At 58.8% G+C, this 24,538-nt stretch carries 19 protein-coding genes; 9 read left to right on the top strand and 10 right to left on the bottom strand.

The features are described from left to right. Position 1: 1 nt before the first annotated feature. From NPS47_RS02165 to NPS47_RS02155, 3 genes are all read right to left on the bottom strand, one after another. Entirely contained in the window at positions 2 to 1,348 is a 1,347-nt protein-coding gene (locus NPS47_RS02165; RefSeq protein WP_274293490.1) for an ATP-binding protein, read from the bottom strand. Next, positions 1,345 to 2,022: a response regulator gene (locus tag NPS47_RS02160; protein ID WP_045187444.1), complete on the bottom strand. Its 678-nt coding sequence runs from the start codon at positions 2,020 to 2,022 to the stop codon at positions 1,345 to 1,347. The genes NPS47_RS02165 and NPS47_RS02160 overlap by 4 nt, the downstream gene beginning before the upstream one ends. Positions 2,023 to 2,138: 116 nt before the next feature. Then, positions 2,139 to 2,741: a hypothetical protein gene (locus NPS47_RS02155; RefSeq protein WP_274293489.1), complete on the bottom strand. Its 603-nt coding sequence runs from the start codon at positions 2,739 to 2,741 to the stop codon at positions 2,139 to 2,141. A 249-nt stretch (positions 2,742 to 2,990) separates the two neighbouring features. Here NPS47_RS02155 and NPS47_RS02150 point away from each other — a divergent pair, with 249 nt between their 5' ends. Further along, positions 2,991 to 3,692, top strand: a complete 702-nt coding sequence (locus NPS47_RS02150; RefSeq protein WP_274293488.1) for a 4'-phosphopantetheinyl transferase family protein — start codon at positions 2,991 to 2,993, stop codon at positions 3,690 to 3,692. Positions 3,693 to 3,698: 6 nt separating this feature from the next. Here the strand turns inward: NPS47_RS02150 and fhuF are convergent, their stop codons facing one another. From fhuF to NPS47_RS02135, 3 genes are read right to left on the bottom strand one after another with little or no spacing between them, the layout of a single operon-like run. Beyond that, positions 3,699 to 4,247: a siderophore-iron reductase FhuF gene (fhuF, locus tag NPS47_RS02145; protein WP_274293487.1), complete on the bottom strand. Its 549-nt coding sequence runs from the start codon at positions 4,245 to 4,247 to the stop codon at positions 3,699 to 3,701. After that, positions 4,244 to 5,857: an ATP-binding protein gene (locus tag NPS47_RS02140; protein WP_274293486.1), complete on the bottom strand. Its 1,614-nt coding sequence runs from the start codon at positions 5,855 to 5,857 to the stop codon at positions 4,244 to 4,246. The genes fhuF and NPS47_RS02140 overlap by 4 nt, the downstream gene beginning before the upstream one ends. Continuing rightward, complete coding sequence (locus NPS47_RS02135; protein WP_274293485.1) at positions 5,854 to 6,579, bottom strand: response regulator transcription factor; 726 nt, start codon at positions 6,577 to 6,579, stop codon at positions 5,854 to 5,856. The genes NPS47_RS02140 and NPS47_RS02135 overlap by 4 nt, the downstream gene beginning before the upstream one ends. Positions 6,580 to 7,360: 781 nt before the next feature. Between NPS47_RS02135 and NPS47_RS02130 the strand changes: the two genes are divergently transcribed. The 8 genes from NPS47_RS02130 to NPS47_RS02095 all read left to right on the top strand — a co-directional run bounded on the left by NPS47_RS02130 (position 7,361) and on the right by NPS47_RS02095 (position 18,955). Further along, complete coding sequence (locus tag NPS47_RS02130) at positions 7,361 to 10,243, top strand: ribonucleoside-diphosphate reductase subunit alpha (protein WP_274293484.1); 2,883 nt, start codon at positions 7,361 to 7,363, stop codon at positions 10,241 to 10,243. 241 nt (positions 10,244 to 10,484) lie between these two features. Continuing rightward, entirely contained in the window at positions 10,485 to 11,732 is a 1,248-nt protein-coding gene (locus tag NPS47_RS02125; protein WP_274293483.1) for a ribonucleotide-diphosphate reductase subunit beta, read from the top strand. A gap of 482 nt (positions 11,733 to 12,214) precedes the next feature. Continuing rightward, positions 12,215 to 14,719: an AAA family ATPase gene (locus NPS47_RS02120; RefSeq protein WP_274293482.1), complete on the top strand. Its 2,505-nt coding sequence runs from the start codon at positions 12,215 to 12,217 to the stop codon at positions 14,717 to 14,719. A 214-nt stretch (positions 14,720 to 14,933) separates the two neighbouring features. Further along, positions 14,934 to 15,473, top strand: coding sequence for a BRO-N domain-containing protein (locus tag NPS47_RS02115; protein ID WP_274293481.1), 540 nt, complete (start codon positions 14,934 to 14,936; stop codon positions 15,471 to 15,473). A 189-nt stretch (positions 15,474 to 15,662) separates the two neighbouring features. After that, on the top strand, positions 15,663 to 16,184 hold the full coding sequence (gene parS, locus NPS47_RS02110; protein WP_274293480.1) for a type II RES/Xre toxin-antitoxin system antitoxin: 522 nt from the start codon (positions 15,663 to 15,665) through the stop codon (positions 16,182 to 16,184). Next, the gene (locus NPS47_RS02105) at positions 16,184 to 16,681 is read left to right on the top strand and encodes an RES family NAD+ phosphorylase (protein WP_274293479.1); all 498 of its coding nucleotides are present in this window, start codon (positions 16,184 to 16,186) and stop codon (positions 16,679 to 16,681) included. Before parS ends, NPS47_RS02105 begins: the two co-directional genes overlap by 1 nt. Before the next feature lie 125 nt (positions 16,682 to 16,806). Continuing rightward, complete coding sequence (locus NPS47_RS02100; protein ID WP_274293478.1) at positions 16,807 to 18,561, top strand: SulP family inorganic anion transporter; 1,755 nt, start codon at positions 16,807 to 16,809, stop codon at positions 18,559 to 18,561. Positions 18,562 to 18,658: 97 nt separating this feature from the next. After that, positions 18,659 to 18,955 carry a hypothetical protein gene (locus NPS47_RS02095; protein WP_274293477.1) on the top strand — a complete coding sequence of 99 codons (297 nt, stop codon included), beginning with the start codon at positions 18,659 to 18,661 and terminating at the stop codon, positions 18,953 to 18,955. Positions 18,956 to 19,185: 230 nt separating this feature from the next. On the opposite strand, the gene NPS47_RS02090 is transcribed toward NPS47_RS02095, so the two are convergent. From NPS47_RS02090 to NPS47_RS02075, 4 genes are all read right to left on the bottom strand, one after another. Then, the gene (locus NPS47_RS02090) at positions 19,186 to 20,178 is read right to left on the bottom strand and encodes an asparaginase (RefSeq protein ID WP_274293476.1); all 993 of its coding nucleotides are present in this window, start codon (positions 20,176 to 20,178) and stop codon (positions 19,186 to 19,188) included. Beyond that, entirely contained in the window at positions 20,175 to 21,371 is a 1,197-nt protein-coding gene (locus NPS47_RS02085) for a hypothetical protein (RefSeq protein ID WP_274293475.1), read from the bottom strand. Before NPS47_RS02085 ends, NPS47_RS02090 begins: the two co-directional genes overlap by 4 nt. An 11-nt stretch (positions 21,372 to 21,382) precedes the next feature. Continuing rightward, positions 21,383 to 22,279 carry a nitrilase family protein gene (locus NPS47_RS02080; RefSeq protein ID WP_274293474.1) on the bottom strand — a complete coding sequence of 299 codons (897 nt, stop codon included), beginning with the start codon at positions 22,277 to 22,279 and terminating at the stop codon, positions 21,383 to 21,385. 149 nt (positions 22,280 to 22,428) lie between these two features. Beyond that, positions 22,429 to 24,366, bottom strand: a complete 1,938-nt coding sequence (locus NPS47_RS02075) for a flavin monoamine oxidase family protein (protein ID WP_274293473.1) — start codon at positions 24,364 to 24,366, stop codon at positions 22,429 to 22,431. Between the last annotated feature and the right edge of the window lie 172 nt (positions 24,367 to 24,538).

Genomic DNA, 24,538 nt, shown 5'->3' with positions numbered 1-24,538 from the left:
CTCAGTCCAGGCTGAAGCGAATGCGAAATGCCGCGCCGCCCAGCGGTGAATCATCGAGGGTCAGGCTAGCGTCGTAGCTTTCGATGATGTCCTTGACCACCGCCAGCCCGATGCCCTGCCCCGGATTTTGCCGATCCAGGCGTTCGCCGCGCTGGAGGATGCGCTCGCGTTGGTCCGGGGGTACGCCAGGACCGTCGTCTTCGACACACAGCTCGACCTCTGATGGCCCGCTGCGCAGGCTGATATGCACCTCGCTCAGGCACAGGCGGTAGGCGTTTTCCAGGAGGTTGCCGAGCAGTTCGAGCAAGGCGCCCTGCTCCATGGGCACCATCGCATGCTCGGGGAGGTCCAGGCTGATCTTGACCTGCTTGTCGCGGTAGACCTTGGCCAGGGTGCTGCACAGGCTTTCGAGCAACGGCTGCAAGGCCACCTGGTGACGCACCAGACCACTCTTGCGCAGGCTGGCGCGCTGCAACTGGTAGTCGATCTGCTGGCTCATGCGCTCGATCTGGCTTTGCAGAATCCGCGCCTGCTCACGGTCTTCACGACGCTGGCCCATGCTTTCGCTGACGCCCTGCAGTACCGTCAAAGGTGTTTTCAGGCTGTGGGCCAGGTCCCCCAGCGAATCTCGGTAGCGTTGCCGCTGCTCGCGCTCGCTGCGCAACAGGCGGTTCAGCGAACCGGTCAGGCGCAGCAATTCCCGAGGATGTTCGCCGCTGAGCCCATCACGGGCACCGGACTCGACATCATCCAGCTCGTGGCTCAACTGACGCAGTGAGCGCAAGCCCCAGGTCAGGCCGGCCCAGAGCAGCACCAGCAAGGCCAGCAACGCCGCGCCAAAGCCCAGGTACAGGCGTTCGCGCAGGCCGTCGAGGGTATGCTGATATTCGCGTACCGGCTGTAGGGCAACAATACTGAAGGCCGCCGTCTTGCCGCCGAGCAGCTTGACCTCGACGTCATAGACGAAGAACTCCTCGCCATCGGCCTGGCGAATCCGCGCGAACTCGTTGCCGCGCCCGTCATAGCGCGGGGTGTAGTTGATGTTTTCATCGGCCGTCGCCCGCGATCGCCAGACCAGATTGCCCTGGCGGTCATAGATATAGCCGAGCAGACGGCTGTCGGGCAGGTTGTATTTTTCGTCCGGCAGCAACGCCGGCATCTGCAACTGATTGTGCTCGATGCGCGCAGCGGAAATCAGCGTGGTGACGTCCGAGGCCAGGCGCTTTTCTATCGACTCCTGCAAGGCCAGGCTGAAGGCCTTCTGCAAGGCCGGCAGCAGGCCGAGCATGAACAGCAGGGCCAGCAGCGCCGCGGCCAGCATCAGGCGCACGCGTAACGAACGAATCATCGGCAGCGCTCGGTGAACAGATAGCCCAGGCCACGCACGGTATCGATTGGTTTGAAGCCGTTGTTGCCTTCAAGCTTGCGCCGCAGGCGACCGACCAGCACCTCGATCACATTTGGATCACGCTCGTCGTCATCGGGGTAGAGCTGCTCCATCAGGCGATCCTTGGCCACCACCTGCTGGTGATGGCGCATCAGGTACTCGAGGATGCGGTATTCATAGGCGGTCAGCGCCAGCGGCTGATCGTCGAGGGTGGCCTGCTTGCGGTTCAGGTCCAGCAACAACGGCCCCGCTGCGATGGTCGACTGGACGAAGCCGCTGGAACGACGCAACAGGGCATTGAGGCGGGCCTCCAGCTCTTCGAACTGGAACGGTTTGACCACATAGTCGTCGGCCCCCGCGGCCAGGCCTTCGACCTTGTCCTGCCAGTTGCCGCGCGCGGTGAGGATCAGGATCGGAAAGCTCTTGCCCTGGGAGCGCAATTGGCGGATCAGGTCCAGGCCGCTCATGCCGGGCAGGCCGAGGTCGATCACCGCCAGGTCATGGTTGAACTGCTCGGCCTGGTACAAGGCCTCCTCGGCGTTGGGCACCGCTTCAACCACGTGCCCGCTTTCGCTCAGGCGACTGTGCAAGTGATGACGCAACAGCGCTTCGTCCTCAACCACCAGCAGTTTCATAGGTTCCTCCCTACCCGTGCCGGCGCGCGTGGCTCCGGCGAAATACTCAGCCCATGCAGAATAACAGCGAACCGGCCATGCACCTGCAGGCCGGTTCGAACTTCTTCATCGCAGGGTCAGAAGGCGTAGTTGGCCGACAGGTAGGTTTGCGCGCTGCTGTCCAGGCGCAGGGTGCCGACTTTCGGACCGCCATGTTCGGCCAGCTCGGTGCTGGCATTGCTGCGCAGGTAACGGTAGCCCAGTTCGACCGAGGCGTTGTCGGTGACCTGTTGCAGCAGGCCGGCTTGCAGGCCGATGGCATAACCGGTGTCGGTGTCGCGGCTGTAACCGGACGACTCCTGGCTGAGCTTGGTCAGGCCGGCGCTGGCACCGCCGAACAGCTTGGTGCTGTTGCCCAGCGGGTAGAACAGGTCGTAACTGCCCAGCAGGTTTTCCTGACGCACCTTCAGGCCGCTATGGTCGTTGGAGACGTTGTCATAGGTGAGGTAGTAGCGGCCCTGATCGTTCATCTGGCCGACACGCACGCCCCAGGTTCCGTCCTTGCTGATGATGCCGTCGGTGTTCAGGTGATCAGTGTTGCTGCTGAGCAAGCCGGACTTTTTGATCTTGTCGCTGGTCTGGCCATAGGTGACACCGGCGAAGGTCGTGTCGGCGGCCTGGACGGCAGCACTGGCGCCGAAAAAGGCGACGGCGAGGAACAGGGTATTGAGCGCTTTCATAAGGTTTTACTCCTGGCGGATGTGCCGTTTGGGTGTTGAAGCCAGAGTAAGCAAAACCTCCTGAACGACCGCTGAACCCTGCCTGAACCTCGGCTGAACAGCAGTGCTGACGGTGGGAGCGGGCTTGCCCCGCGATACGATGTGACTGACAGGATGCAATCGCGGGGCAAGCCCGCTCCCACCGAAGCCTGCCACCGATGCCTGTTGCATCACTGGCAAGCCCCCCACAGCCACGGCACAATAGCGCCCATGAACCGACTCCCCGCCTGCTGCGCCCCGTTGCTGCACCATTGGCCCCTGCCCCGCCCGGTCGCTGGCGCGGTCCTGGTCAGCTGCCCCTTCGACCCTGCGTTACTGGCCAGCGACGACTTCGCCCGCGCCGGCATCGAGCAGACGCCGAGCCTGCAACGCTCGGTAGCCAAGCGCCAGGCCGAGTACCTGGCCGGACGGGTGTGCGCGCGGGCGGCCTTGCAGCGCCTGGAGGGTCGCGACTACGTACCCGGTACCCACGAGGACCGCTCGCCGATCTGGCCGGCCGGTATCAGTGGTTCGATCACCCACGGCAAAGGCTGGGCAGCCGCGGTGGTGGCACGCAGCAGCGATTGCCAGGGGCTGGGGCTGGATCAGGAGAGCCTGCTCAGCGACGAACGCGCCGAGCGCCTGGCCCGGGAGATCCTCACCGCAGACGAACTGCAGCGGATGGACGCCAGCCAGACGGGCCTGACCGTCACCCTGACCTTTTCCCTCAAGGAAAGCCTGTTCAAGGCGCTCTACCCGATCGTCCAGCAGCGCTTCTACTTCGAGCACGCCGAAGTGCTGGAATGGTCAGCCGATGGCCATGCCCGCCTGCGCCTGCTGACCGACCTGTCGGCGCAGTGGCATAAAGGAAAGGAAATCGACGGCCAGTTCAGCCTGCAGGATGACCAGTTGCTGAGCCTGGTCAGCGTCTGAAGCGCCTCAAGCCAGCAACGGACAGTGCTCACAGTGCCCGACCCAGTCGACTTTGTAACTCAGGCAGCAGGTGCGGCGACGGCGCTTGCCCACGGCATCCACACTGACGGCGGCAAACAGCGGGCTGTCAGGCAAGTTCAGCAAACGGTCTAAACCGCCGCCATCACCTTCGGCACGTTGCAGCGCCTGATCCAGGCAATCCCCGGCATTGCCCCAGAGCACCGCTGGCGCTACCGCCCCCAGCGCCGCCAGACGCAACACCACTGGCTGCAGGTGATGTTCCAGCACCGCTTCGATCCCCTCACAGCGCTCGCCCTGCGCAGCCAAAGCAAACGGCAGGCCGCGACTATCCAGGCTCACCTCGGTGGCAGCGAATACTGACAGCTCATTACCCTCAAGCAGCGACTGCCAGACCACCGCAAAGTAGTACTTGGACCACTGCGAGACCAGCACCGGACGCTGCGCCGGCATCAGCTCGGGGCCATACAGGCCAAGCAGCAAGGATTCGAAGGGGAGCGGTTGCAGCACCTGGTCCAGAGGCAACCCGGCGCTCATGCCGCGTCCTGCTGGCGCGGCCAGCTCAGACTGAAGCGCGCACCGCCCAGGCGCTCGCTGCGTCCGACTGACGCCCGGCCTTTATGCCAATAGATGATCCTTCGCACAATCGACAGGCCCAGGCCATGGCCACCGGAAGCGCGGGTGCGGCTGTCATCGAGACGGGTGAAGGGGGTGAAGATGCGGTCCCAGACATCTTCCGGCACGCCCGGGCCATCGTCGTCGACGTCGATCCGGCAACGCTGCAGTCCGAGCTGGTAACTGAGGCTGACCTGCGATTCAGCATGGCGCATGGCATTGCTGACCAGGTTCTGTAACGCCCGGTGCAGGTAACGCGGCTCGGCTTCCACCCAGGGCCCCTGCCCGTCCGCTTCTTCCGGTCCGTGACAGGGCCCGCGCACGACCTTGACGTCACGACGCAGGGGCGCGAGTTCAGCGATCACCTGATCGAGCAAGGCATCCAGATCGACCCGCTGAAAATGCAAGGCCGGCGCGCCTTGTTCAAGACGCGCGTAAGTGAGCATCTCGTCAACCAGCTTGTCCAGCTCCTGGATATCGCCATCCATGCCGCTCAAATACTTTTCCCGCGCCTGGTCGTCACGCGCACTGGCGATCATTTCCAGGCCGAAGCGCAGGCGCGCCACGGGGGTGCGCAACTCATGGGAGACCGCGCGCACCAGTTCTCGCTGGATAGCCAGCGAACGCTGCAAGTGTTCAGCCATGCCATTGAAAGCCGCCGCCAGACGCCCGACCGAGTCGGCATCATCGGCGGCAACGCGGGTTTCCAGGCTGCCCTGAGCAATGCGCGTCGCAGCGGTTTCAAGCGTGGACAGACGCCGCTCCAGCTGACGCACCAGTAAATAGACGATCAGGCCGATCAGGCACAGCCCGAGCACGGCGATCAGTGCCAGCAGTTGTGGCGGGTAGGGATTCATCTGGTACAGCGGGCCGATCTCCAGCGCCCAGGGGGTGCCGACCATCCCGGCAACCACGCGGATCGAGTCACCGTCCTTGCCCAGGGTCATCACCGTGTCGCCCTCATCGACACGGCGGCGCTGGTCCACGTCCATGTCGGTCTGCTCCAGGCGCCGCAGGCTCAGGTCGAACCCAAATCCCTTGCTTTGCTTGATCTCGGCCAAGCGCCGCGGCTGCTCGCCGATCGGGTAGCGCACCAGCTCATCGGCCAGCAGGTAAATGGTGGCCCGCGCCAGTTGCTCGCTGATCTGCTCGACCTCGCCGGTCAACAGCAGGTGCTCAGTGCCGACCTGGCGCATGACCTTGGCCGCATGCGGGCCGGTCTTCTCCACCAGCACCTGGCCACGCTGCAACTGGCTGCGCTGACCACCGTCGATGCCGGCCTGCGCCAGGGTTTGCAGCTTCAGCGGTATGCCCAGCAAGCGCTCCCAGATCAGCAGGGTGCGCTTGCGCTCAACCTCGCCCAGCGGCACCAGGTTGTCGGCCATCAGGGTGAACGTACCGTGGGCCAGACGCTCGCGGTACTGACCGGCACGCACCTCGTTGAGCAGGTGCACACTGAGCACCCCGAGCACCGCCACCAGCACCAGCGCGGCGAGCATGCCGCCATAGATACGCAGGAAAATCGAGTTCATCGCACCTGGCCCATGGCCTCGGCCGCCTCGCGCACGAACAGGTAGCCTTTGCTGCGGATGGTCTTGATCATCCGCGGGTGCTCGGGGTCATCACCGATGCGCGGGCGGATTCTGGAAATACGCACATCGATGGAGCGGTCCTGGCCGTCATAGCCCACCCCACGCAACGAGGTGAAGATTTCCTCACGGGACAAAATACGTCCGGCGTTGCTGACCAACAGCCAGAGCAAGTCGAATTCAGCACTGGTCAGTTCGATACCTTCATCGCGCAGCCAGGCTTCACGTAGGCTGTTGTCCACCCGCAGTGGCCCGAACTGCAGGCATTGCGCTGGCTCACTTTCAGCCACCGGCTCACTGCGCCGCAGCAAGGCATTGATGCGCGCCAGCAGCAGGCGTGGGCGCACCGGTTTGCACACATAGTCATCCGCGCCCATGTCCAGGCCCTGAACCTGATCAAGGTCGTCACTGCGGGCGGTGAGCATGAGGATCGGCCCGGCAAACTGCTGACGAACCTTGCGGCAGATGCTCAAGCCGTCTTCGCCGGGCAACATCAGGTCGAGCACCACCAGGTCCGGCTGCTCGGCAATGATCCGCGCCGCCGCCTTGGCCCCGTCACCTTCGACCTTGACGTCAAAACCGTTGGCCTGCAGGTACTCTCGGGTCAGGTCGGCCAAACGCTGGTCATCCTCGACGATCAACACCTGACTGCGCTGCTGCTCCACGGCTCACCTCGACGGCTTGTTGTTATTAAAGAGTGCCCTGGCAACGGCTTCACCAAAAGGCAACATCGGCCCCGGATACTACGTCGGGCACCGACGCCTGCCAACCGTCACCACGAGCGGCAAAAAACCACGGGGCGGATTGCTCGGAAGGCTATCGGATTTGTGGTAGGGTGCGCGCCCGAAAATATCCGCCGGGATAACCGTAGTCTGTGAAAAAAAGGGTGACGGACGGTCATCTGGCGCTAAGACACGGCCTACAAGGCGTTAGCCAAAATCACTCACAAACTACTCACAAGTTATCCACAGAGCACCACCTTGCAATACCCCCAAGACCGCATTATCTTGTATCCCTATCGAAACAAAACACTACATCTTGGGTTTTGAACAGATTCCCAAGCACAAGTCGAGCAAGAAACTCAAGCCCTGATTCAGTGCTTTTTTGCTTGAACTTTAGAAACATTCAGCAGCCAAACCGCTCCTGCGGAGGCGTCCGTTGCAAACCCTCGGAGGGTGTTGTTTCGGGTACGGGTGTTGCAAGCCATAGGCACACCGTACAGCAACAGTTTTGAGTCGTGGATTCAGAACCTTTGACTTCGGCCAGGGAGCGGCAAGAAATTGCCCCTTATTTTCCTGATCTGTCCCGAAGTGAGTATGCCCGACCTGTTCGGCATGCCGGAGCGTCGCGTTCCCGCGTGTCATCAGCGTCGGTTGTTGGGCTTTCGGACGGAACGGCGGGCGCCCACAAGGCGCCTAAACAAACATAGAGAACGTGGAGACACCCATGCAAACCGACACAACTCGCGAGAACCCGCAGGCCAAGGCGCCGCAGGCCGCTGATTCGAACCAGGATCTGGCTGCCACCGCCCCAGGCCAACTGCGTGTGATCAAGCGCAATGGCACTGTCGTCGCCTACACCGACGACAAGATCACCGTGGCCATCACCAAGGCGTTCCTCGCAGTTGAAGGCGGCACCGCCGCTGCCTCGTCGCGTATCCATGACACCGTTGCCCGTCTGACCGAACAGGTTACCGCGACCTTCAAACGTCGCATGCCATCGGGCGGCACCATCCACATCGAAGAAATCCAGGACCAGGTCGAACTGGCCCTGATGCGTGCCGGCGAGCAGAAAGTTGCCCGCGACTACGTGATCTACCGTGACCAGCGCGCCAAAGAGCGTGCGACCCGCGTTCACGCCGAAGACGCCAACGTGCAGCCGCACCCGAGCATCCGCATCACCCTGGCCGACGGCAGCCTCGCGCCACTGGACATGAACCGTCTGAACACCATCATCACCGAGGCCTGCGAAGGCCTGGCCGAAGTCGATGGCGACCTGATCCAGCGCGAAACCCTGAAGAACCTCTATGACGGCGTCGCCATCAAGGACGTCAACACCGCCCTGGTGATGACCGCCCGTACCCTGGTCGAGCGCGAGCCGAACTACTCGTTCGTTACCGCCCGCCTGCTGATGGACACCCTGCGTGCCGAAGGCCTGGGCTTCCTCGGCGTGGCCGACAGCGCCACTCACCACGAAATGGCCGAGCTGTACGCCAAGGCCCTGCCGGCCTACGTTGCCAAAGGCGTCGAGTTCGAACTGCTGAACCCTGCCCTGGCCGACTTCGACCTGGAAAAACTGGGCAAGGCGATCAACCACGAGCGTGACCAGCAGTTCACCTACCTGGGCCTGCAGACCCTCTACGACCGTTACTTCATCCACAAGGATGGCGTGCGCTTCGAACTGCCTCAGGTGTTCTTCATGCGTGTGGCCATGGGCCTGGCGCTGGAAGAGAAAAACAAAGAAGCCCGTGCGATCGAGTTCTACAACCTGCTGTCGTCCTTCGACTACATGGCTTCGACCCCGACCCTGTTCAACGCCGGTACCCTGCGTCCACAGCTGTCGAGCTGCTACCTGACCACCGTGCCGGACGACCTGTCGGGCATCTACCACGCGATCCACGACAACGCCATGCTGTCGAAATTCGCCGGTGGCCTGGGCAACGACTGGACCCCTGTGCGTGCACTGGGCTCTTACATCAAGGGCACCAACGGTAAATCCCAGGGCGTCGTACCCTTCCTGAAAGTGGTCAACGACACCGCCGTCGCCGTTAACCAGGGTGGCAAGCGCAAAGGCGCGGTCTGCGCCTACCTGGAAACCTGGCACCTGGACATCGAAGAATTCATCGAACTGCGCAAGAACACCGGTGATGACCGTCGTCGTACCCACGACATGAACACCGCCAACTGGATCCCTGACCTGTTCATGAAGCGCGTCTTCGATGACGGCAAGTGGACCCTGTTCTCGCCGAACGAAGTCCCTGATCTGCACGACCTGACCGGCAAGGCCTTCGAAGAGCGCTACGAGTACTACGAAGCCCTGACCGAGTACAACAAGATCAAGGTGTTCAAGACCATCCAGGCCAAAGACCTGTGGCGCAAGATGCTCTCGATGCTGTTCGAGACCGGCCACCCATGGCTGACCTTCAAGGATCCGTGCAACCTGCGTTCGCCGCAGCAGCACGTTGGCGTGGTCCACAGCTCGAACCTGTGCACCGAGATCACCCTGAACACCAACAAGGACGAGATCGCGGTCTGCAACCTGGGCTCGATCAACCTGCCGAACCACATCGTCGACGGCAAGCTGGACACCGCCAAGCTGCAACGCACCGTGAACACCGCCGTGCGCATGCTCGACAACGTGATCGACATCAACTACTACTCGGTGCCGCAAGCGCGTAACTCGAACCTCAAGCACCGTCCGGTCGGCCTGGGCATCATGGGCTTCCAGGACGCGCTGTACCTGCAGCACATCCCTTACGGTTCCGACGCTGCCGTCGAGTTCGCCGACAAGTCGATGGAAGCGGTCAGCTACTTCGCCATCCAGGCTTCCTGTGACCTGGCTGACGAGCGTGGCGCCTACGAGACCTTCCAGGGTTCGCTGTGGTCCAAAGGCATCCTGCCGCTGGATTCGCAACAGATCCTGATCGAAGCCCGTGGCCAGAAGTACATCGACGTCGACCTGAACGAAACCCTGGACTGGGCACCGGTGCGTGCTCGCGTACAGAAAGGTATTCGTAACTCGAACATCATGGCCATCGCGCCGACCGCGACCATCGCCAACATCACCGGCGTTTCGCAGTCGATCGAACCGACTTACCAGAACCTGTACGTGAAATCGAACCTCTCGGGCGAATTCACCGTGATCAACCCGTACCTGGTTCGCGACCTCAAGGCCCGTGGCCTGTGGGACCCGGTCATGATCAACGACCTGAAGTACTACGACGGTTCGGTGCAGCAGATCGAGCGCATCCCGCAGGAACTCAAAGACCTGTACGCCACCGCGTTCGAAGTGGAAACCAAGTGGATCGTCGACGCCGCCAGCCGCCGTCAGAAGTGGATCGACCAGGCCCAGTCGCTGAACCTGTACATCGCCGGCGCTTCGGGCAAGAAGCTTGACGTGACCTACCGCATGGCCTGGTACCGTGGTCTGAAAACCACCTACTACCTCCGTGCCCTGGCCGCGACCAGCACCGAGAAGTCGACCATCAACACCGGCAAGCTCAACGCCGTCTCCAGCGGTGGCGACAGCGCGCCGATCCAGGCAGCGGGCCCAGCGCCAGTGCCGAAGGCTTGCGCGATCGACGAGCCGGATTGCGAAGCTTGCCAATAAGCGCCTGATGGCTGGCCAGCTCCTCTTGTGGGAGCTGGCCTTGCCAGCGATGGGCGGCCCCGCCGCCCTGCCCTTCGCAACAAGACAAATAGGTCCGGGGTACTTTTACCCAAGACCTGCCGAGGAGCCCCGCTCCCGGAAGCATTCCAAGATTTTGCGTGCACAGCAGTACCTAACCGCAAGCATCGCAACCAAGATCCACCGGCCATACTGAATATGGCCCTCAAGCAGGAGACCCACCATGCTGAGCTGGGACGAATTCGATAAAGACGAAGGCGAAGAAGCCGCCAAAGGCGCCACCGCCACTCAAGCCGCTGCCGCAGGCATCGACAAGCTGGACAACGCTGGCGGTGTTGCCGCCCTCGAAGCCCGCGCCGTAACCGCCGATGACTCCGACGCCGTCAAGCGTGCCAAGGCTGCCCTGGACCAACTCGACATCGCCGAAGGCCTGGCTGAGCTGGAAGGTTCCGCCGCCCGTGTCGCGGTTGACGAAAAGCGCATGATCAACTGCCGCGCCGACCTCAACCAGCTGGTGCCGTTCAAGTATGACTGGGCCTGGCAGAAGTACCTGGACGGTTGCGCCAACCACTGGATGCCGCAAGAGGTCAACATGACCGCGGACATCGCCTTGTGGAAAAACCCGGAAGGCCTGACCGACGACGAGCGTCGCATCGTCATGCGCAACCTGGGCTTCTTCTCCACTGCCGACTCCCTGGTTGCCAACAACCTGGCCCTGGCCGTGTACCGCCTGATCACCAACCCGGAGTGCCGCCAGTACATCCTGCGCCAGGCCTTCGAAGAGGCGATCCACACCCACGCCTACCAGTACTGCATCGAATCGCTGGGCATGGATGAAGGCGAGATCTTCAACATGTACCACGAGATCCCGTCGGTTGCTAAGAAAGCCGCCTGGGGCCTGAGCTACACCCGCGCGATCTCCGATCCGGAATTCAACACCGGCACCGTCGAGACCGACAAAGAACTGCTGCGCAACCTGATCGCCTACTACTGCGTTCTGGAAGGCATCTTCTTCTACTGCGGCTTCACCCAGATCCTGTCCATGGGTCGCCGCAACAAGATGACCGGCGTTGCCGAGCAGTTCCAGTACATCCTGCGTGACGAGTCCATGCACCTGAACTTCGGTATCGACGTGATCAACCAGATCAAGATCGAAAACCCGCACCTGTGGGATGCCGAAATGAAGGAAGAAGCCTCGCAGATGATCCTGCAGGGCACCCAGCTGGAAATCGAATACGCTCGCGACACCATGCCGCGCGGCGTACTGGGCATGAACGCCGCGATGATGGAGGACTACCTCAAGTTCATCGCCAACCGTCGCCTGTCGCAGATCGGTTTGAAGGAAGAGTACCCAGGGACCACCAACCCGTTCCCATGGATGAGCGAGATCATGGACTTGAAGAAGGAGAAGAACTTCTTTGAGACGCGAGTGATTGAGTATCAGACTGGTGGGGCTCTTAGCTGGGATTGAAAACTTCAAACGGCCATCATTAATGATGGCCGTTTTTTTCAGGAAGAATCGATGTTTAAGTACAACGAAGCATCTTTTGAAGAAATTATTAAACTACCAACAAAAAAGCACGAACCCCAGCTCCTAGCTATAACTTACTGCACCTTGATAACAGTCGAGTTAATTCTAAAGAGAACTATAAACTCGAGTGGCGGACATGACATCCCCGGCATGCTAATAAACAGCTCTCGACTTCACCCAAAGTTCCAAACAGAGCTTACAACCTTATCTCGACAATTCAGAAACATACTTCAGTCCATATATGTGCAAGGAAAGAGCAACACATCGCAGCTAGCGCCTGGTGAATCCTACCCCTACATTCGTTATTTCAGGCACACATCTGACTGGTCGTCACCAAGTCATGACGAGGATGAACTATTTAGCTTATTAAACAAAGCCAAGGAAATTCGTGCCTTCTTGAAAAAGAATATTAGGTAACCAATATGATCACCACTCAAGAACTGCTCTCAACACTATCCTTAAAAAATATTAACCACACCGTTAAGTATCTTCACCCGACCCTCTATATTATTCATGTAGATGAAGCCTATAAAGAGCTTGATTTTGAACAGCGGGTTGCCCTTCTTTCTGGTTTTCTAGGCATTGACACTTCACGCCTAATCTCTCTTCAGTCCAGCAGCAGCATTGAACTCTGCCTGCTAACAACTGTAGAGAGAGAAACTGACTACTCATTCTTTGACGAAGAAAATACTCGACACCACTGGATTGAAGCTTTGGCCGGCAGCCGACCAAACAGGGCAGCCTCTCAACGAAGCTTCAAAAGCCTACATTTCTATGGGTATAAGGGTGGCCAAGGGCGCTCCACTGTACTTGGCACTCTCTCTAAGTTCTTGGCCGATCAAGGTTACAAGATCTTGCTAATCGATGCCGACATTGAGGCTCCATCGCTCGACAAAATATTCCAAACCAAGACAACAAGACTTTCGGAAACATTACTTGGCATTTGCCACTTCAATACTAAAATTGATACAGCAAACGCCTATATCCAAAACACAGGAAAAGTCGATTTAATTGCATGCCGCCCTGAAAGCGAAATCTATGATATCGATTTTGCTTCTTTCTCCTTAAACACTGTATTAGACCCGATACTTATAAGAAATGGGATACTAAAAATCTCTCAGTTCGCTGCTGACGAAAAATATGATTTTGTATTTATCGATCACCGCACCGGCATTTCTAGCTCTGTGCTTCCTATCGTTTTAACTCTCCCCGGCCCTGTTATTTCTTTTGCTCGACGCGACACTCAGTCAGCATCCGGAACAAGAGCGTTTCGCGAGCTCCTCTCGATCAATACCGAAGCCCCTGGCCTTTATGTTAGCTTCACTATTGACCCTGAATTTAAGCGCTCCAACCTTAGCGAAGAATCGCTTAAAATCCAAGAAGAACTTCTAATGCAGTTCCCAGAAAGCTTCCGCCTAGAGGTTGAGGATGCTATCGACAATTACTGGATCGACTGGGCCTATAGTAAGCCCCTAATAAACGGCATAATACCTGATACTAAAAAAATAAACCCTGAGAACTTATTTGCACTAAGAGATATCTGCTCGGTCCTTGGCCTACTTGACGAGCACCCCATCTCCGAGGCACAGGTAAAACCGAAGACAGGCTCAGCTCTTACGAGTTCCGGCTCCACAGACGGCGGTATATATCTAGAAGCAAATTTCCTGAAGCGCCTTCTCTCGCCAAACTCACCTATTACTTATATCCTAGGCCGAAAAGGCACTGGTAAAACAAGACTATTAAGAGAACTTCACTCTAGAGGTCTTGGGCGCCCAATTTTAACTGCCGCCGACTACAAGCATGATGGCGGGATAGGCTCTGCGGCCGCATGCTTCAAACAATTAATTGACAAATACCGAGACAAACCGGAAACCATTTGGTGCACATTACTTTACTGTGCAATTGAATCTGACAGCTCCTCCATTGGGAAAAGCGAGCACTTAGAAAAGTGCATTACGGCCAATCTCGACACAAATATAAATTTTCTCGACCTAAAAGAGTCCATAAGCGCTAATCCAACTCAAAAAGATCACTACACATTTCTGATCGACGGAATCGAGACGGCATTCCCGTCTTCCGATATAAAAAAATATATTGAGTCTCTATTTAGCTTTTTACTTACAATACAGTCTGACTCTTATCTATCACAGAAAATAACAATACGCCTTTTTATCAGGAGCGATCTAGCAAAAAATGCGATTGAAAATGTTGAACAGCAAACTGACGGCCGTGAAATTCAATTAGTTTGGGACGAACAATCAATATTCAACTTTGTTCTATTGCGCATTTGTCAAAACTCATGGTTTAGAGAGAACTTCGCCGACGCATGCAAGCTGCTACAACTTGAAGAAAATGCATTAAAAAACGGATCAATGACCTCGGATAAGTACGAACCTCTGCTCATGGAGTTCTTCCCTCCGAAACTTCGAGCCAGTAACATTCAAACTATTACATTTTTGAAGACCTACTTCTCTGACACAGTGGACTCTACTTATTCCCCAAGGCTTTATGATCGTTTCTTGGACTATGTAGCGGGAGACGAGAGTCGCCGAGCTAGACGTGGTGAAGAAATCGAGGGCGGAAGACTTAGCCAAAAGCTAATCATGCAGGCGCATAAAGAGGCATCCGAATACTATTTAGGTGAAGTTTCGGCCGAGCTCAAGCATATGTTAGATCCATCGATAGACGTGAGAAAATTCACCGAAGGCTTCAATGGTCTATCAACACCATTTCTTTTGGAGGGTTGTATTGTTGAGCTTTCCAACAAAACTCAGCTCGACGTTTCACTGGTAAGATCTTCAATGAACATAATGAAAGATATCGGCATGTTCGAGGCGAGACTTGGGTTTTCTGGGCAGTGGCGAGTGGGGCGCTTATTTAAAAGTTCTCTGGGTATGAAATACGTCAGAGGAACAAAGCTGACATAATTACCGCCCGCGACGACAAAGACTGCTAAAAAGCAGTCTTTGTCGTACTGATGAACTAGTACAATTTCCTACACCCTCAAGAGACGGTGCCGACGATGTACCGACTTTTGTTTATAGAGTAAGAGCGCTAATGTTGCATCGCGCCTAAGAAACGCTCATGCAGCGGAATTCCGTTCCCGTTAGAAACGGCTCTCCTGTTTTTGGAAGGCCAATCATGGATAACCACTACTGCTCCACCCTCTTCACCCGCCACAACCGCCCCCTTCACACCCTCTGGCTCGAATCCCAAGCCTGGTTCTGCGCCCACGAACTCGGCCGGCTGACGGGGCGCTACTTCGACGAACACTGCATCCGCAAACTCGACCCGGACCAGCATCGCAACGTGCAGCTGCTGCGCTACGGCGAGTACCAGGCGACCACCATGGTCAGTGAGTCCGGCGCCTATACCCTGCTCGCCCATCATCACATTCCGGAGAACCGCCACCTGCGGCACTGGCTGACCCATGAGGTGGTGGCGGTGTTGCGTGATGGGCGGGAGTCGGAAATGGCCGACCTGCCGCGGCTGGGGCGAATGTGCTGGCCGGGTGGGCATGCGGCGAGCTTGTTGTATTGGCAGAACGAGCCGTGGATTCGCTTGCGGGATATGCCCGTGGTGATGGCGGCGGAAGTGCCTTTGGGGTTGCCGGTGAAGCGCAAACGGAGTTGGCGGGAATGTGCGCAGCGGGCGTTGCGGCTGCATGGGGTAGGCGATTGAGTTGGCGCCTCACAACAGCTTCGGCCACAGAATGACGCAAATCTTTTCTCACGCATCCGCCAATTGGCAGTACACTCAATGCCATCTGTCAAGGCTGGAGCGCCGATCATGTCTGCTACTGCGGAAAACACAGACGCCAGGAAATCGCCGAAAAAACCTGGCAAAGCGAAAGCTGCCGATGCCGGATCAATGATCACAACGAGCACTGAAGCGGCAGCCCATCGGCTGAACGAAACACCCGCGCAAAGAGCCTACGGTACTGCCCGTGTGTCGGCATCGAGCACTACCGGCATGGCGATTGTCGATCTGCTGCTGCCCGACACCGACACAGACGACCGCATGGAGGTGTTCAAGGCCACACAGAGCGGCTTTCCGCTCAGCTCGGTCATCCAGCTGGTCGAGTCGGTCGAAACCTTCAAGCGGCACAATGTACTGGCGAAGATCGTCGGCCTGTCCGAGCGTACCCTCGCCCGCCGGATGAAGAACAAGGATGAAGCCCTGAGCCCTGAACAAAGTGCCAGGGCGCTGTATTACGCAGAGGTGCTGGAGAAAGCGCAGGAGGTGTTCGGCACCCGCGCGCTTGCCGAAGCGTGGATGACCCGGCCGGCGCTCGGGCTGGACGGTGAGGCGCCGATCGACCTGCTGTCCAATCCGGTCGGCTATGAGCTGGTCAGCGACTTCCTGAATCGACTGGATTACGGGGTCTACTGATGGTAACGGACCCGCTGGCTCATGACCTGCATTTCTGGCGTCTCGACCATGCCAGGCACGCGCCTTCGTGGAACAGCGGCATTGGCGCAGAAGCGTGTGGCGGGCGCTGGAATCCCAAGGGGTTTCAGGTGGTGTATGCCAGCCTTGATGCGGCTACGGCGATTCTTGAAGTGGCGGTGCATAAAGGCTTCCAGACCCTCGACTGCGTTGCGCACACGCTGACGGCGGCACGAGTGCTGGACCCGTCCAGGGTGTACAAGGTCGAACGAAAGGATGTGCCCAACCTGAACTGGCTGAGGCCGGGAACGCCCAGTCGCAGCCAGCAAGCCTTTGGCGCCCGGCTGCTGGAACAGCATCCCTTCGTGCTGATTCCTTCCTGTGTTTCGCCCTATAGCTGGAACCTGTTGATGAACCCACTGCTGGCTTCAGGACTTTACGACCTTGTCCTGCAGGAGCCGTTCGCATTGGATGGACGGCTGAATCCCCCTCTGCAGTAAGCAAGGCAGGTGAATTGGTTGCAGTTGATCTGCAGCAGCCAAGTTTTTCGGCGCAACCTCGATAGTGAGCCATTCTTAAAAAGCTCCAGCCAGGGAGCCCTATCGACGCTGCCGGAAAGCACTGCATGAACGAAACTCCACCCGTCCCGTCCACCCCTCAATTGCGCTCCGCCAAGACTCCGAGCGGCTGGCGGCGCTGGTTGCCCGGGCTGCAGGTGCTGCGGGCGTACCAAATGGCCGATCTGCCGAAAGACCTGCTCGCAGGGCTGGTGCTGACCACCATGCTGGTACCAGTGGGCATCGCCTATGCCGAAGCCTCGGGGGTGCCGGGCATCTATGGGTTGTACGCGAGTATCGTGCCGCTTCTTTTCTATGCCTTGTTCGGCCCCAGTCGCATTCTGGTACTCGGGCCTGACTCGGCGCTGGCGGCCATCATTCTTGCCGTGGTGTTGCCCTTGTCCGCTGGCGATCCTCTGCGTGCCATCACCCTGGCCAGCGCCATGGCCCTGGTGTGCGGGCTGGTATGTATCGGCGCGGGCTTGTTGCGGCTGGGCTTTATCACCGAGCTGCTGTCCAAGCCCATTCGCTACGGCTACATGAACGGTATCGCCTTCACGGTGCTGATCAGCCAGACGCCCAAGTTGTTCGATATCTCGGTAGAGAGCAGCGGCCCCCTGCGTGAAGTGCTGAACCTCGGTCAGGCATTGCTGGCAGGGCAAGCCAATTGGGCTGCATTCATCGTCGGCGCCGGAACCCTGGCCCTGATCCTGGTGCTCGAGCGCTTCAAGCGCGTTCCAGGCATCCTCATCGGCGTGGTCGCAGCGACGCTGGTGGTGGGCAGTCTTGGCCTCGATGCCAGCCAGGGGGTCAAGGTGCTGGGCGCTATGCCGCAAGGGTTACCCGGCTTCGTCGTACCCTGGCTACGGGCCGAAGACCTGATCACGGTGCTGATCGGTGGCTTCGCTGCCGCGCTGGTGTCCTTCGCCGATACCAGCGTGTTGTCCCGCACCTATGCGGCCAAAACTCGTAGCCCAGTCGACCCGAATCAGGAAATGGTCGGCCTGGGGGTCGCCAATCTGGCAACCGGACTGTTCCAGGGCTTTCCCGTCAGTAGCAGCTCCTCCCGTACGCCGGTCGCCGAAGCGGCTGGGTCGCGTACTCAGCTCACCGGCGTGTTCGCTGCATTGGGAGTAGCCTTGTTGCTGCTATTCGCGCCCAAGCTGTTACAGCACCTGCCCAACAGCGTGCTTGCCGCCGTGGTGATCGCGGCCGCCATTGGCCTGTTCGAGATCAAGGACCTGAAGCGGATCTACCGTATCCAGCGCTGGGAGTGCTGGCTGTCGATTACCTGCTTTGTCGGGGTGGTGGTGCTCGGCGCGGTCCCGGGTATCGGCCTGGCGGTCGTCCTTGCCGTGATCGAGTTTCTCTGGGATGGCTGGCGTCCGCATTACACGGTACTCGGTCGCGTTGACGGGGTGCGTGGCTACCACGACATCTCCCGCTACCCCAGCGCGCGCCTGGTGCCTGGGCTGGTGCTGTTTCGCTGGGATGCGCCGCTGTTCTTCGCCAATGCCGAGTTTTTCCAGAAGTGTGTAATGGAGGCCATCGCCAACTCTGCGACCGAGGTACGGCGAGTGGTGGTGGCGGCGGAGCCGGTCACCAGTGTCGACGTAACCTCTGCGGACATGCTGGTGGAGCTGGAACAGGCACTGCGTGCGGCAAACATCGAGCTGCGCTTTGCCGAAATGAAAGACCCGGTCAAGGACAAGCTCAAACGTCTGGAAGTGCTGGAGCACATTGGCCGTGATATTTTCCAGCCAACGGTTGGCGCCGCCGTGGACGCCTATCTGGAAGAGCACGGCGTCGACTGGACGCCTTAGCGGTAGCGCCCCTGAAGGTTAACGCCGCATCCGGCGCCAACCTATGCGAAAATACCCGCGCTTTTGTTCATATGTGTGGAGATGTACAGTTTTGGTAATGCACTACTCAATCAGCGGCGACGCAGTCGCTTGCGGTCGCAATGGCAATAACCTCAGCAGCACTTCGGAAACCGACAAGGTCGATTGCAAGTCGTGCCAGCGCTCGCTGGTCAAGGCTGATGCCGCCCCGGCCAAGAAGGCCACTCCATCGTTGGCAGAACTGCGCAAACAGCGCCAGGCAAGCCAAGTGAAGGCAGCGTCGTTCTGCTTCAAGGCCAACTGGCGTGCACGCCTGGCCGCCCTGCCCGAGCGCTGCCGTGTGCCTCGTGGTGTAGCGCCACAGGCTTTCGTTTAAGCGTACGCAAGCCTAAGACCACCCTGCGGGGTGGTTTTTTTGGTCGGTGCTTCACTTAACTGGATTGCTGCACCCGTCGTAGGAGCAGATTCACCGGGACGCCGGACCGCCGCGAAGGACTGCGCAGCAGGCCCGCCCCCGGGGCCGCATTGCGGCCCTTCGCGGATAAATCCGCTCCCACAGGGTTCAGGGGCAACAATAGCTGAAGCCGCTTCGGTCAATAAGGCCAGCTATCGCCCCGTCAGCCAGCGACCCAGCTCGCCCTCCATACCACAACCGATCAGCACCCATAACAGCACCCGGCATTTACGTGGACAGAGAAACCCCGCCATCAGCGCCCCCTTGCGCTGCAGATCCATCTCGCCACCCCTGAACCCATATGAGCGCAGCGCCGTAGCGCCAGCGCCCGTACGCGTAGCAACGATGACAGGCATCCAGTGGCTGATTTGCCCCACGCAGCGTGCCCACTCCTGCGAGACGTGCCCGGCACCAAAACCGGCGATGACCAGACCTTCGTAGCCCAATCCCGCCAGCTCTTCCAATAGCAAGGTATCCGCCGCGAGGCTGGCTTCGAGTAACGCTACGCGATGATCCAGACGCTCCGGCACAGGCAGTGAGCAGCGCGGCTTCGGCGCTTTCAAATAGCGCACTCGCCCTTCTATCACCAAACCTTCCGGCCCGAAGTGCGTAGAACTGAAGGCAGCCATTGCCAGGCTATCGGCTTTGCGTACATGTTCAGCAGCATGAATCTCGTCATTGATCACCACCAAGGCGCCGCGCCCCTGACTTTCATCTGCCAACGCCACCTGAACCGCAGCCAGGAGATTCGCCGGGCCATCGGCGCCGGCCTGGTTGGGCGAACGCATGGCGCCGGTGAGAATCAACGGCGTCTGGTATGGCCAGAGCAGGTCGAGAAAATAGGCCACCTCTTCAAGCGTGTCGGTTCCCTGGGTCAGCACGATGCCCTGCACGCCTTGCTCCACCTGGGCCTTGGCCCACTGCAGGACCTCGATCAATTGAATGAAAGTCAATGAGGCGCTAGGCAAGAGGTGCAGCGTTTGAGCGGTTATAGCGGCAAGCTCCTCTAACTGCGGCAAGCTTGCCAGCAGGGCTTCGCTACTCAAACTCGGCGTCACCCCCTCGCCGGGTGTATTGACCTGCATGCTAACGGTTCCACCCAAGGCACCAATTGCAATCTGCGGGAGCTGCAAGACTTCGCTCATGGGGTGACTCCAGTGACCAACCGGACGAAGGGGATGATAGCCAAAGTGCAGATGGCCATGGACAGAACATTGCCGATGTACCCATGCATGTGGCTCGGCAGCCGCCGACTGATGGCATGGGCCAGGGGCGGCGCCATCAACGCGCCGAGGGTGGCGCTGAGGACGATGACCTGCCAGCTGCCGCCCAGCATGAGAACGGCGGCAGGCACCACAGAGACGATTGGAATGTAGGTGGGATACCAGCCCAGACGCTGCCACTGTCGGCGCCAGAACAGCACGCCGATGAAAGAGGCCAGCGCTTGCCCTGCCAGCATCTCCAACAGCAGATGCGAACCATAGGCGGGGCCGCCCGGAGAAATCCAATAGGCTAGCAACGCCCCCATAATCAGGCCCAGGCTGGCCAGCTCATTGCCAAAAAACGGCGCCTCGCTGAAATCTGCCAGCACCCGCCGCAATGTCCAGACCACACCGTAGTCAGCCTCGGCTTTCGCTGCCGGTACAACCTGCGGTGCTTTGACAGCAGGTGTCGAACGGACCAGCTGCGGAACGTGGCGACACAGGATCAACGCCAGCACGCTGGCGATGGCCATGCCGCCGACATTGCCGATTACCACCGGCAGCTCCAGCGGATAACAGAGGTAGTTGACCAGCAGCAGGCTGGCGGGGGTCACCAGCAGCGCCCCCAGCAGCGCGCCGTTGATGGCGACCTTCCAGCCGGCGCCAAACAACAGCACCATCGCCGCCGGTAACGAGACAAAGGCAACGAAGGTTGGCTGCCAGGTTCCGCTGCTCAAGGTCCAGCCCCACAGGGCATGGCTGAACAGCAAGCCCAGCAACGAGCTGATCACCAGCCACGGCCACAGCCCTGTGCCATAGCAAATGGCAAAGCCCTGCCAGCGCATACCATTGCGGTTGGCCCAATGGGCCAACGCCGCACCTGCCAGTAACCCCAGCGCGGGTAACTCATGCTTGTAGAAAGCTACTTCACTGATATCACCGACTATCCAGCGCAGCCGCGCCAACGGCTCCTGAAGGTTAGCGACCATGTGCGCATAATCCGGCCAGAGACCGAGCCAGGCTTCGGCGCGGCCACTGAGCAATTCGATGGTCACACTGGTAGTCACCGAGATCGCCAGGCACATCAGCAACAAGGGGATGAAACTGTTACGCGGTTGTTCGAGCGAGTTGTCCATACGTGCCTCCTTCAGCGCGGTAACGCTGGATGCAGGTCATAGCCAAGCATCGAGCCGTACAGGTCCGTGCGCCGGTCACGCGGTAAATCATTGAGGCTGTTCCAGATCGGCGCACTGCGCGCACTGGTGAGGTCGAGATCGGCGTAGAGGATGCATTCGTTTTCGGCCCCCGCCACTTCACCAATGGGCCAGCCATTGGTTCCGGCGATCAGCGAACAACCGAGGAAGCGTCCGCCACGCTCGCTGCCGATGCGATTGGCGGCAGCGATGTGGACGTTGTTGACGTGGGCGGCAGTCATGGTCAGGTAAGACGCCATGCACCGGCCGCTGGCATCGAACAGCGGTGGTGGAGTCCACACCCAATTGTTCAGGCTGCAGATGATATCCGCGCCTTGCTGAGCCAACAGACGCGGCACCTCGGGGAACCAGATATCCCAACAGATCAACAGGCCGATGCGGCCTATCGGGGTTTCGAACACCGGAAAGCCCAGGTCGCCAGGGGTGAACCAGAGCTTTTCCTGGTTCCACAGGTGGGCTTTGCGGTAGTGCCCAAGCAAGCCCTCTGGACCGAACAACACGGCACTGTCGTAAAGCTTCAAGCCGTCGCGTTCGACAAACCCGGCAACCAGGTAGACCTGATGTTCACGCGCGAAAGCCGCCCAGGTGTTAACGCTTGGACCGCCCTCTAGGGTTTCGGCATGCGCATAGGCTTCGGCACGGGTATTGAAGGTGTAGCCGGTGTTGGCCAACTCTGGCAGGACAATCAGGTTGGCCCCTTCGCGGACCGCTTGTTCGGCGAGTTGCAGGCCTCGGCATAAATTGTTGTCGCAGTGCTCAACCCCCACTTGCGGGTCGAACTGGATAACGGCGACACGGACGGGACTCACTGGAGCAGCGTTTGCAGACATGGGCGGCGGCCTTCTTATCGTTGTTGGAGGGACGCCAGTTAAGCGGACACCTCGCTAGATAAGACAGTCAGGCAATTCTGTAGCAAACGTGGGAAAGGTCTTAAGCGACGGAAAGGGTAATCCTACTGTCTGCCCTTTTCGCCGCAATTTCAGGCCTTCACTTGGTACTGCGGATAGTCATCCATCGAGAAGTCTCCATTGAAGGTTGCATCCGTTTTCTGACAGATATTAATCACTGCATCCACAGCGGTTCTGAAACACGGCTCGGTCCAGCCAGCGTCGACCGAAAAAGACTCGCCCACCAGGTAAAGACCCGAGCGCTCAGCAAAATCCCGGTTGTATTTCATCAGGCTGACAGCGTCGTAATAGGTACCCGCGCGGTAGAGCTTGGCGCAGCCCAGTGCATTCTTGTCGGTGATCCAGCGCTGAACCCGCGCGTTATAGGTGTCTATGTAGGGAGAAATCGGCTCTTGGATGTTGCCGCAACGCAGCAGGATCCGATCCAGCTCGTTGACGCATTTTTTGACCAGTTGCTCATCGTCGAAAGAAGCCAGTTTGGTGGCGTCGTCCTCCCAGGTGTAACTGAGCAGAATGCAGTCATAGGCGTAGCTGTCGTTGTACCGGTAGGTGTACACATCATGTACGAAGCTGTCGGTAACAAGAATTTGCGGTATGCGCTGATGCTTGCTCAAAAAGCTCTTTTTCAGCGGTGCGTAGACCTTACAACTGGTTTCCCAGTGAGCTGTTTTATAGGCATTGATGGTTTTGGCCGGCAGCATCGCCGGGGTGAAATGCTCCAGACGAACGTTGGCTTCGAGCAACCAGGACGGCAATGTCACGATCACAGAATCGAAATCTTCACTCAGGGTCGTTGTGGAGGCGGGATTACTCACATTCCACTGGTACTGAACACGGACCTTCCCATCAGGCAGTTTGCTCAGGCCGGTAACCGAGCTATCGGTGAGCAGCCCATTCTCACGCTTAAGACAGTGGCTATAGAGTGACCTTCCAGTGCCATCGATACTCATGAAAAGCAGGCATTCATCCAATGCTGCCAAGCCAAGATAGGTAGGCGCAGCGAACTTCAAGCCTTTGCTGTCATAGACCGCCTCTGCGGCCAGGTAGGGTGCTTCCAGTGGATTTCCCTGCTCATCCACCCGGCCATGAACCAGTTGCAAGTGGCTGCTGAAACCGAAGATGGCAGTGCGTAATGGGTATAGGCAGCACACATCGTAAAATGCGCCCCAACTTCCATCACCAATGCCAATGGCATAGAAAATCGCTGATTCCTCTGGGCTCATGCCAAGGCCGCCAAAATCACCGGGCCGGCTTTTGTCCCAGCGGGTGATCGCTGCAAGACTGACCAGATCGCGAAATGACAACGCTTGATAGCGCTCTACGATTGCAGCCCAAAGCGTCTCCCAACCTTCGGAACCATAGATGGCCGCAACCTGTTCAGTCATTCGGGCTGCGAAGCGGTGCCATTTGTCATAGACCTGCTGCAGTGCCGCAGTCGGGGGTGGGGTAGCACCATCAGGGTTGTTCCATACAAGCAATGTCGGTTCGCCGTGCCCCTCCACCTCTCCTTCCTGTAAGTAGACACCTGTTGAAGTCACCCAAGGAGTGCCAGGGTTAGGGAAATCAGAAAGATGCAGGTCGAAAAGCTTGGCGTAGTAAGCCATCAACGAACGACCGTCCTTGGGCGCTTCACCTGTTCGGTTAAAGAACGGCATGCGCATCGCCCCCATTTCAAAAGGCGTAGAAGGCGCAGCCATTGGATGGTTACTGTCTACAACGGTCAGATGCCGCCCACCAATGCGTTGAGATTGTTCAATCAGGGTGATCTGAGTGAAGCCACAGCGCAGCAACTCACGTGCAACCGTCAGCCCAGTGACGCCAGCGCCGACAATACAAATACGGTGATCAGTGAGTCTGGCCTGAGCAATGCCATCTGGTTGCTCAAGCAGCTTGCGGTAGTCAAAACACAGATCGGGGGGATTGGGGAAACGGGCGGTCCATTTGCCTGACGGGGTTGCCAGGTTGGCCGCTACATTGGCGGGATGATTGTAAGTAGAGCCGATGGTCATGGTTCGAGTTCTCCAGGAGAAGTTGGAGAGTCGAGCTTGGTGATACGCCGATGCCAGGAGGCATTACATAGTTATGTGTTGGAAGGATATAGACACTGTGGGAGTGGGCTTGCCCCGCGATGCGCTGTGACGGTGGGAATGCGATCGCGGGTGTACAACCGGAGGTGGTGAG

The sequence above is a fragment of the Pseudomonas putida genome, from assembly GCF_028682475.1.
GTDB classification, from domain to species: domain Bacteria; phylum Pseudomonadota; class Gammaproteobacteria; order Pseudomonadales; family Pseudomonadaceae; genus Aquipseudomonas; species Aquipseudomonas putida_AG.
The sequence above is the reverse complement of the archived record's forward strand: the minus strand, read 5'-3'. Positions and strand labels throughout refer to the sequence as shown.

Bases quoted from the DNA above. Each gene is read 5' to 3' on its own strand.
- NPS47_RS02105 (WP_274293479.1), top strand. From the start codon at position 16,184: ATGGTAACGGACCCGCTGGCTCATGACCTGCATTTCTGGCGTCTCGAC.
- NPS47_RS02150 (WP_274293488.1), top strand. From the start codon at position 2,991: ATGAACCGACTCCCCGCCTGCTGCGCCCCGTTGCTGCACCATTGGCCC.
- NPS47_RS02075 (WP_274293473.1), bottom strand. From the start codon at position 24,366: ATGACCATCGGCTCTACTTACAATCATCCCGCCAATGTAGCGGCCAAC.
- NPS47_RS02080 (WP_274293474.1), bottom strand. From the start codon at position 22,279: ATGTCTGCAAACGCTGCTCCAGTGAGTCCCGTCCGTGTCGCCGTTATC.
- NPS47_RS02090 (WP_274293476.1), bottom strand. From the start codon at position 20,178: ATGAGCGAAGTCTTGCAGCTCCCGCAGATTGCAATTGGTGCCTTGGGT.
- fhuF (WP_274293487.1), bottom strand. From the start codon at position 4,247: ATGAGCGCCGGGTTGCCTCTGGACCAGGTGCTGCAACCGCTCCCCTTC.
- NPS47_RS02100 (WP_274293478.1), top strand. From the start codon at position 16,807: ATGAACGAAACTCCACCCGTCCCGTCCACCCCTCAATTGCGCTCCGCC.
- NPS47_RS02140 (WP_274293486.1), bottom strand. From the start codon at position 5,857: ATGAACTCGATTTTCCTGCGTATCTATGGCGGCATGCTCGCCGCGCTG.
- NPS47_RS02165 (WP_274293490.1), bottom strand. From the start codon at position 1,348: ATGATTCGTTCGTTACGCGTGCGCCTGATGCTGGCCGCGGCGCTGCTG.
- NPS47_RS02125 (WP_274293483.1), top strand. From the start codon at position 10,485: ATGCTGAGCTGGGACGAATTCGATAAAGACGAAGGCGAAGAAGCCGCC.
- NPS47_RS02130 (WP_274293484.1), top strand. From the start codon at position 7,361: ATGCAAACCGACACAACTCGCGAGAACCCGCAGGCCAAGGCGCCGCAG.
- NPS47_RS02085 (WP_274293475.1), bottom strand. From the start codon at position 21,371: ATGGACAACTCGCTCGAACAACCGCGTAACAGTTTCATCCCCTTGTTG.
- NPS47_RS02115 (WP_274293481.1), top strand. From the start codon at position 14,934: ATGGATAACCACTACTGCTCCACCCTCTTCACCCGCCACAACCGCCCC.
- parS (WP_274293480.1), top strand. From the start codon at position 15,663: ATGATCACAACGAGCACTGAAGCGGCAGCCCATCGGCTGAACGAAACA.
- NPS47_RS02120 (WP_274293482.1), top strand. From the start codon at position 12,215: ATGATCACCACTCAAGAACTGCTCTCAACACTATCCTTAAAAAATATT.
- NPS47_RS02155 (WP_274293489.1), bottom strand. From the start codon at position 2,741: ATGAAAGCGCTCAATACCCTGTTCCTCGCCGTCGCCTTTTTCGGCGCC.
- NPS47_RS02160 (WP_045187444.1), bottom strand. From the start codon at position 2,022: ATGAAACTGCTGGTGGTTGAGGACGAAGCGCTGTTGCGTCATCACTTG.
- NPS47_RS02095 (WP_274293477.1), top strand. From the start codon at position 18,659: ATGCACTACTCAATCAGCGGCGACGCAGTCGCTTGCGGTCGCAATGGC.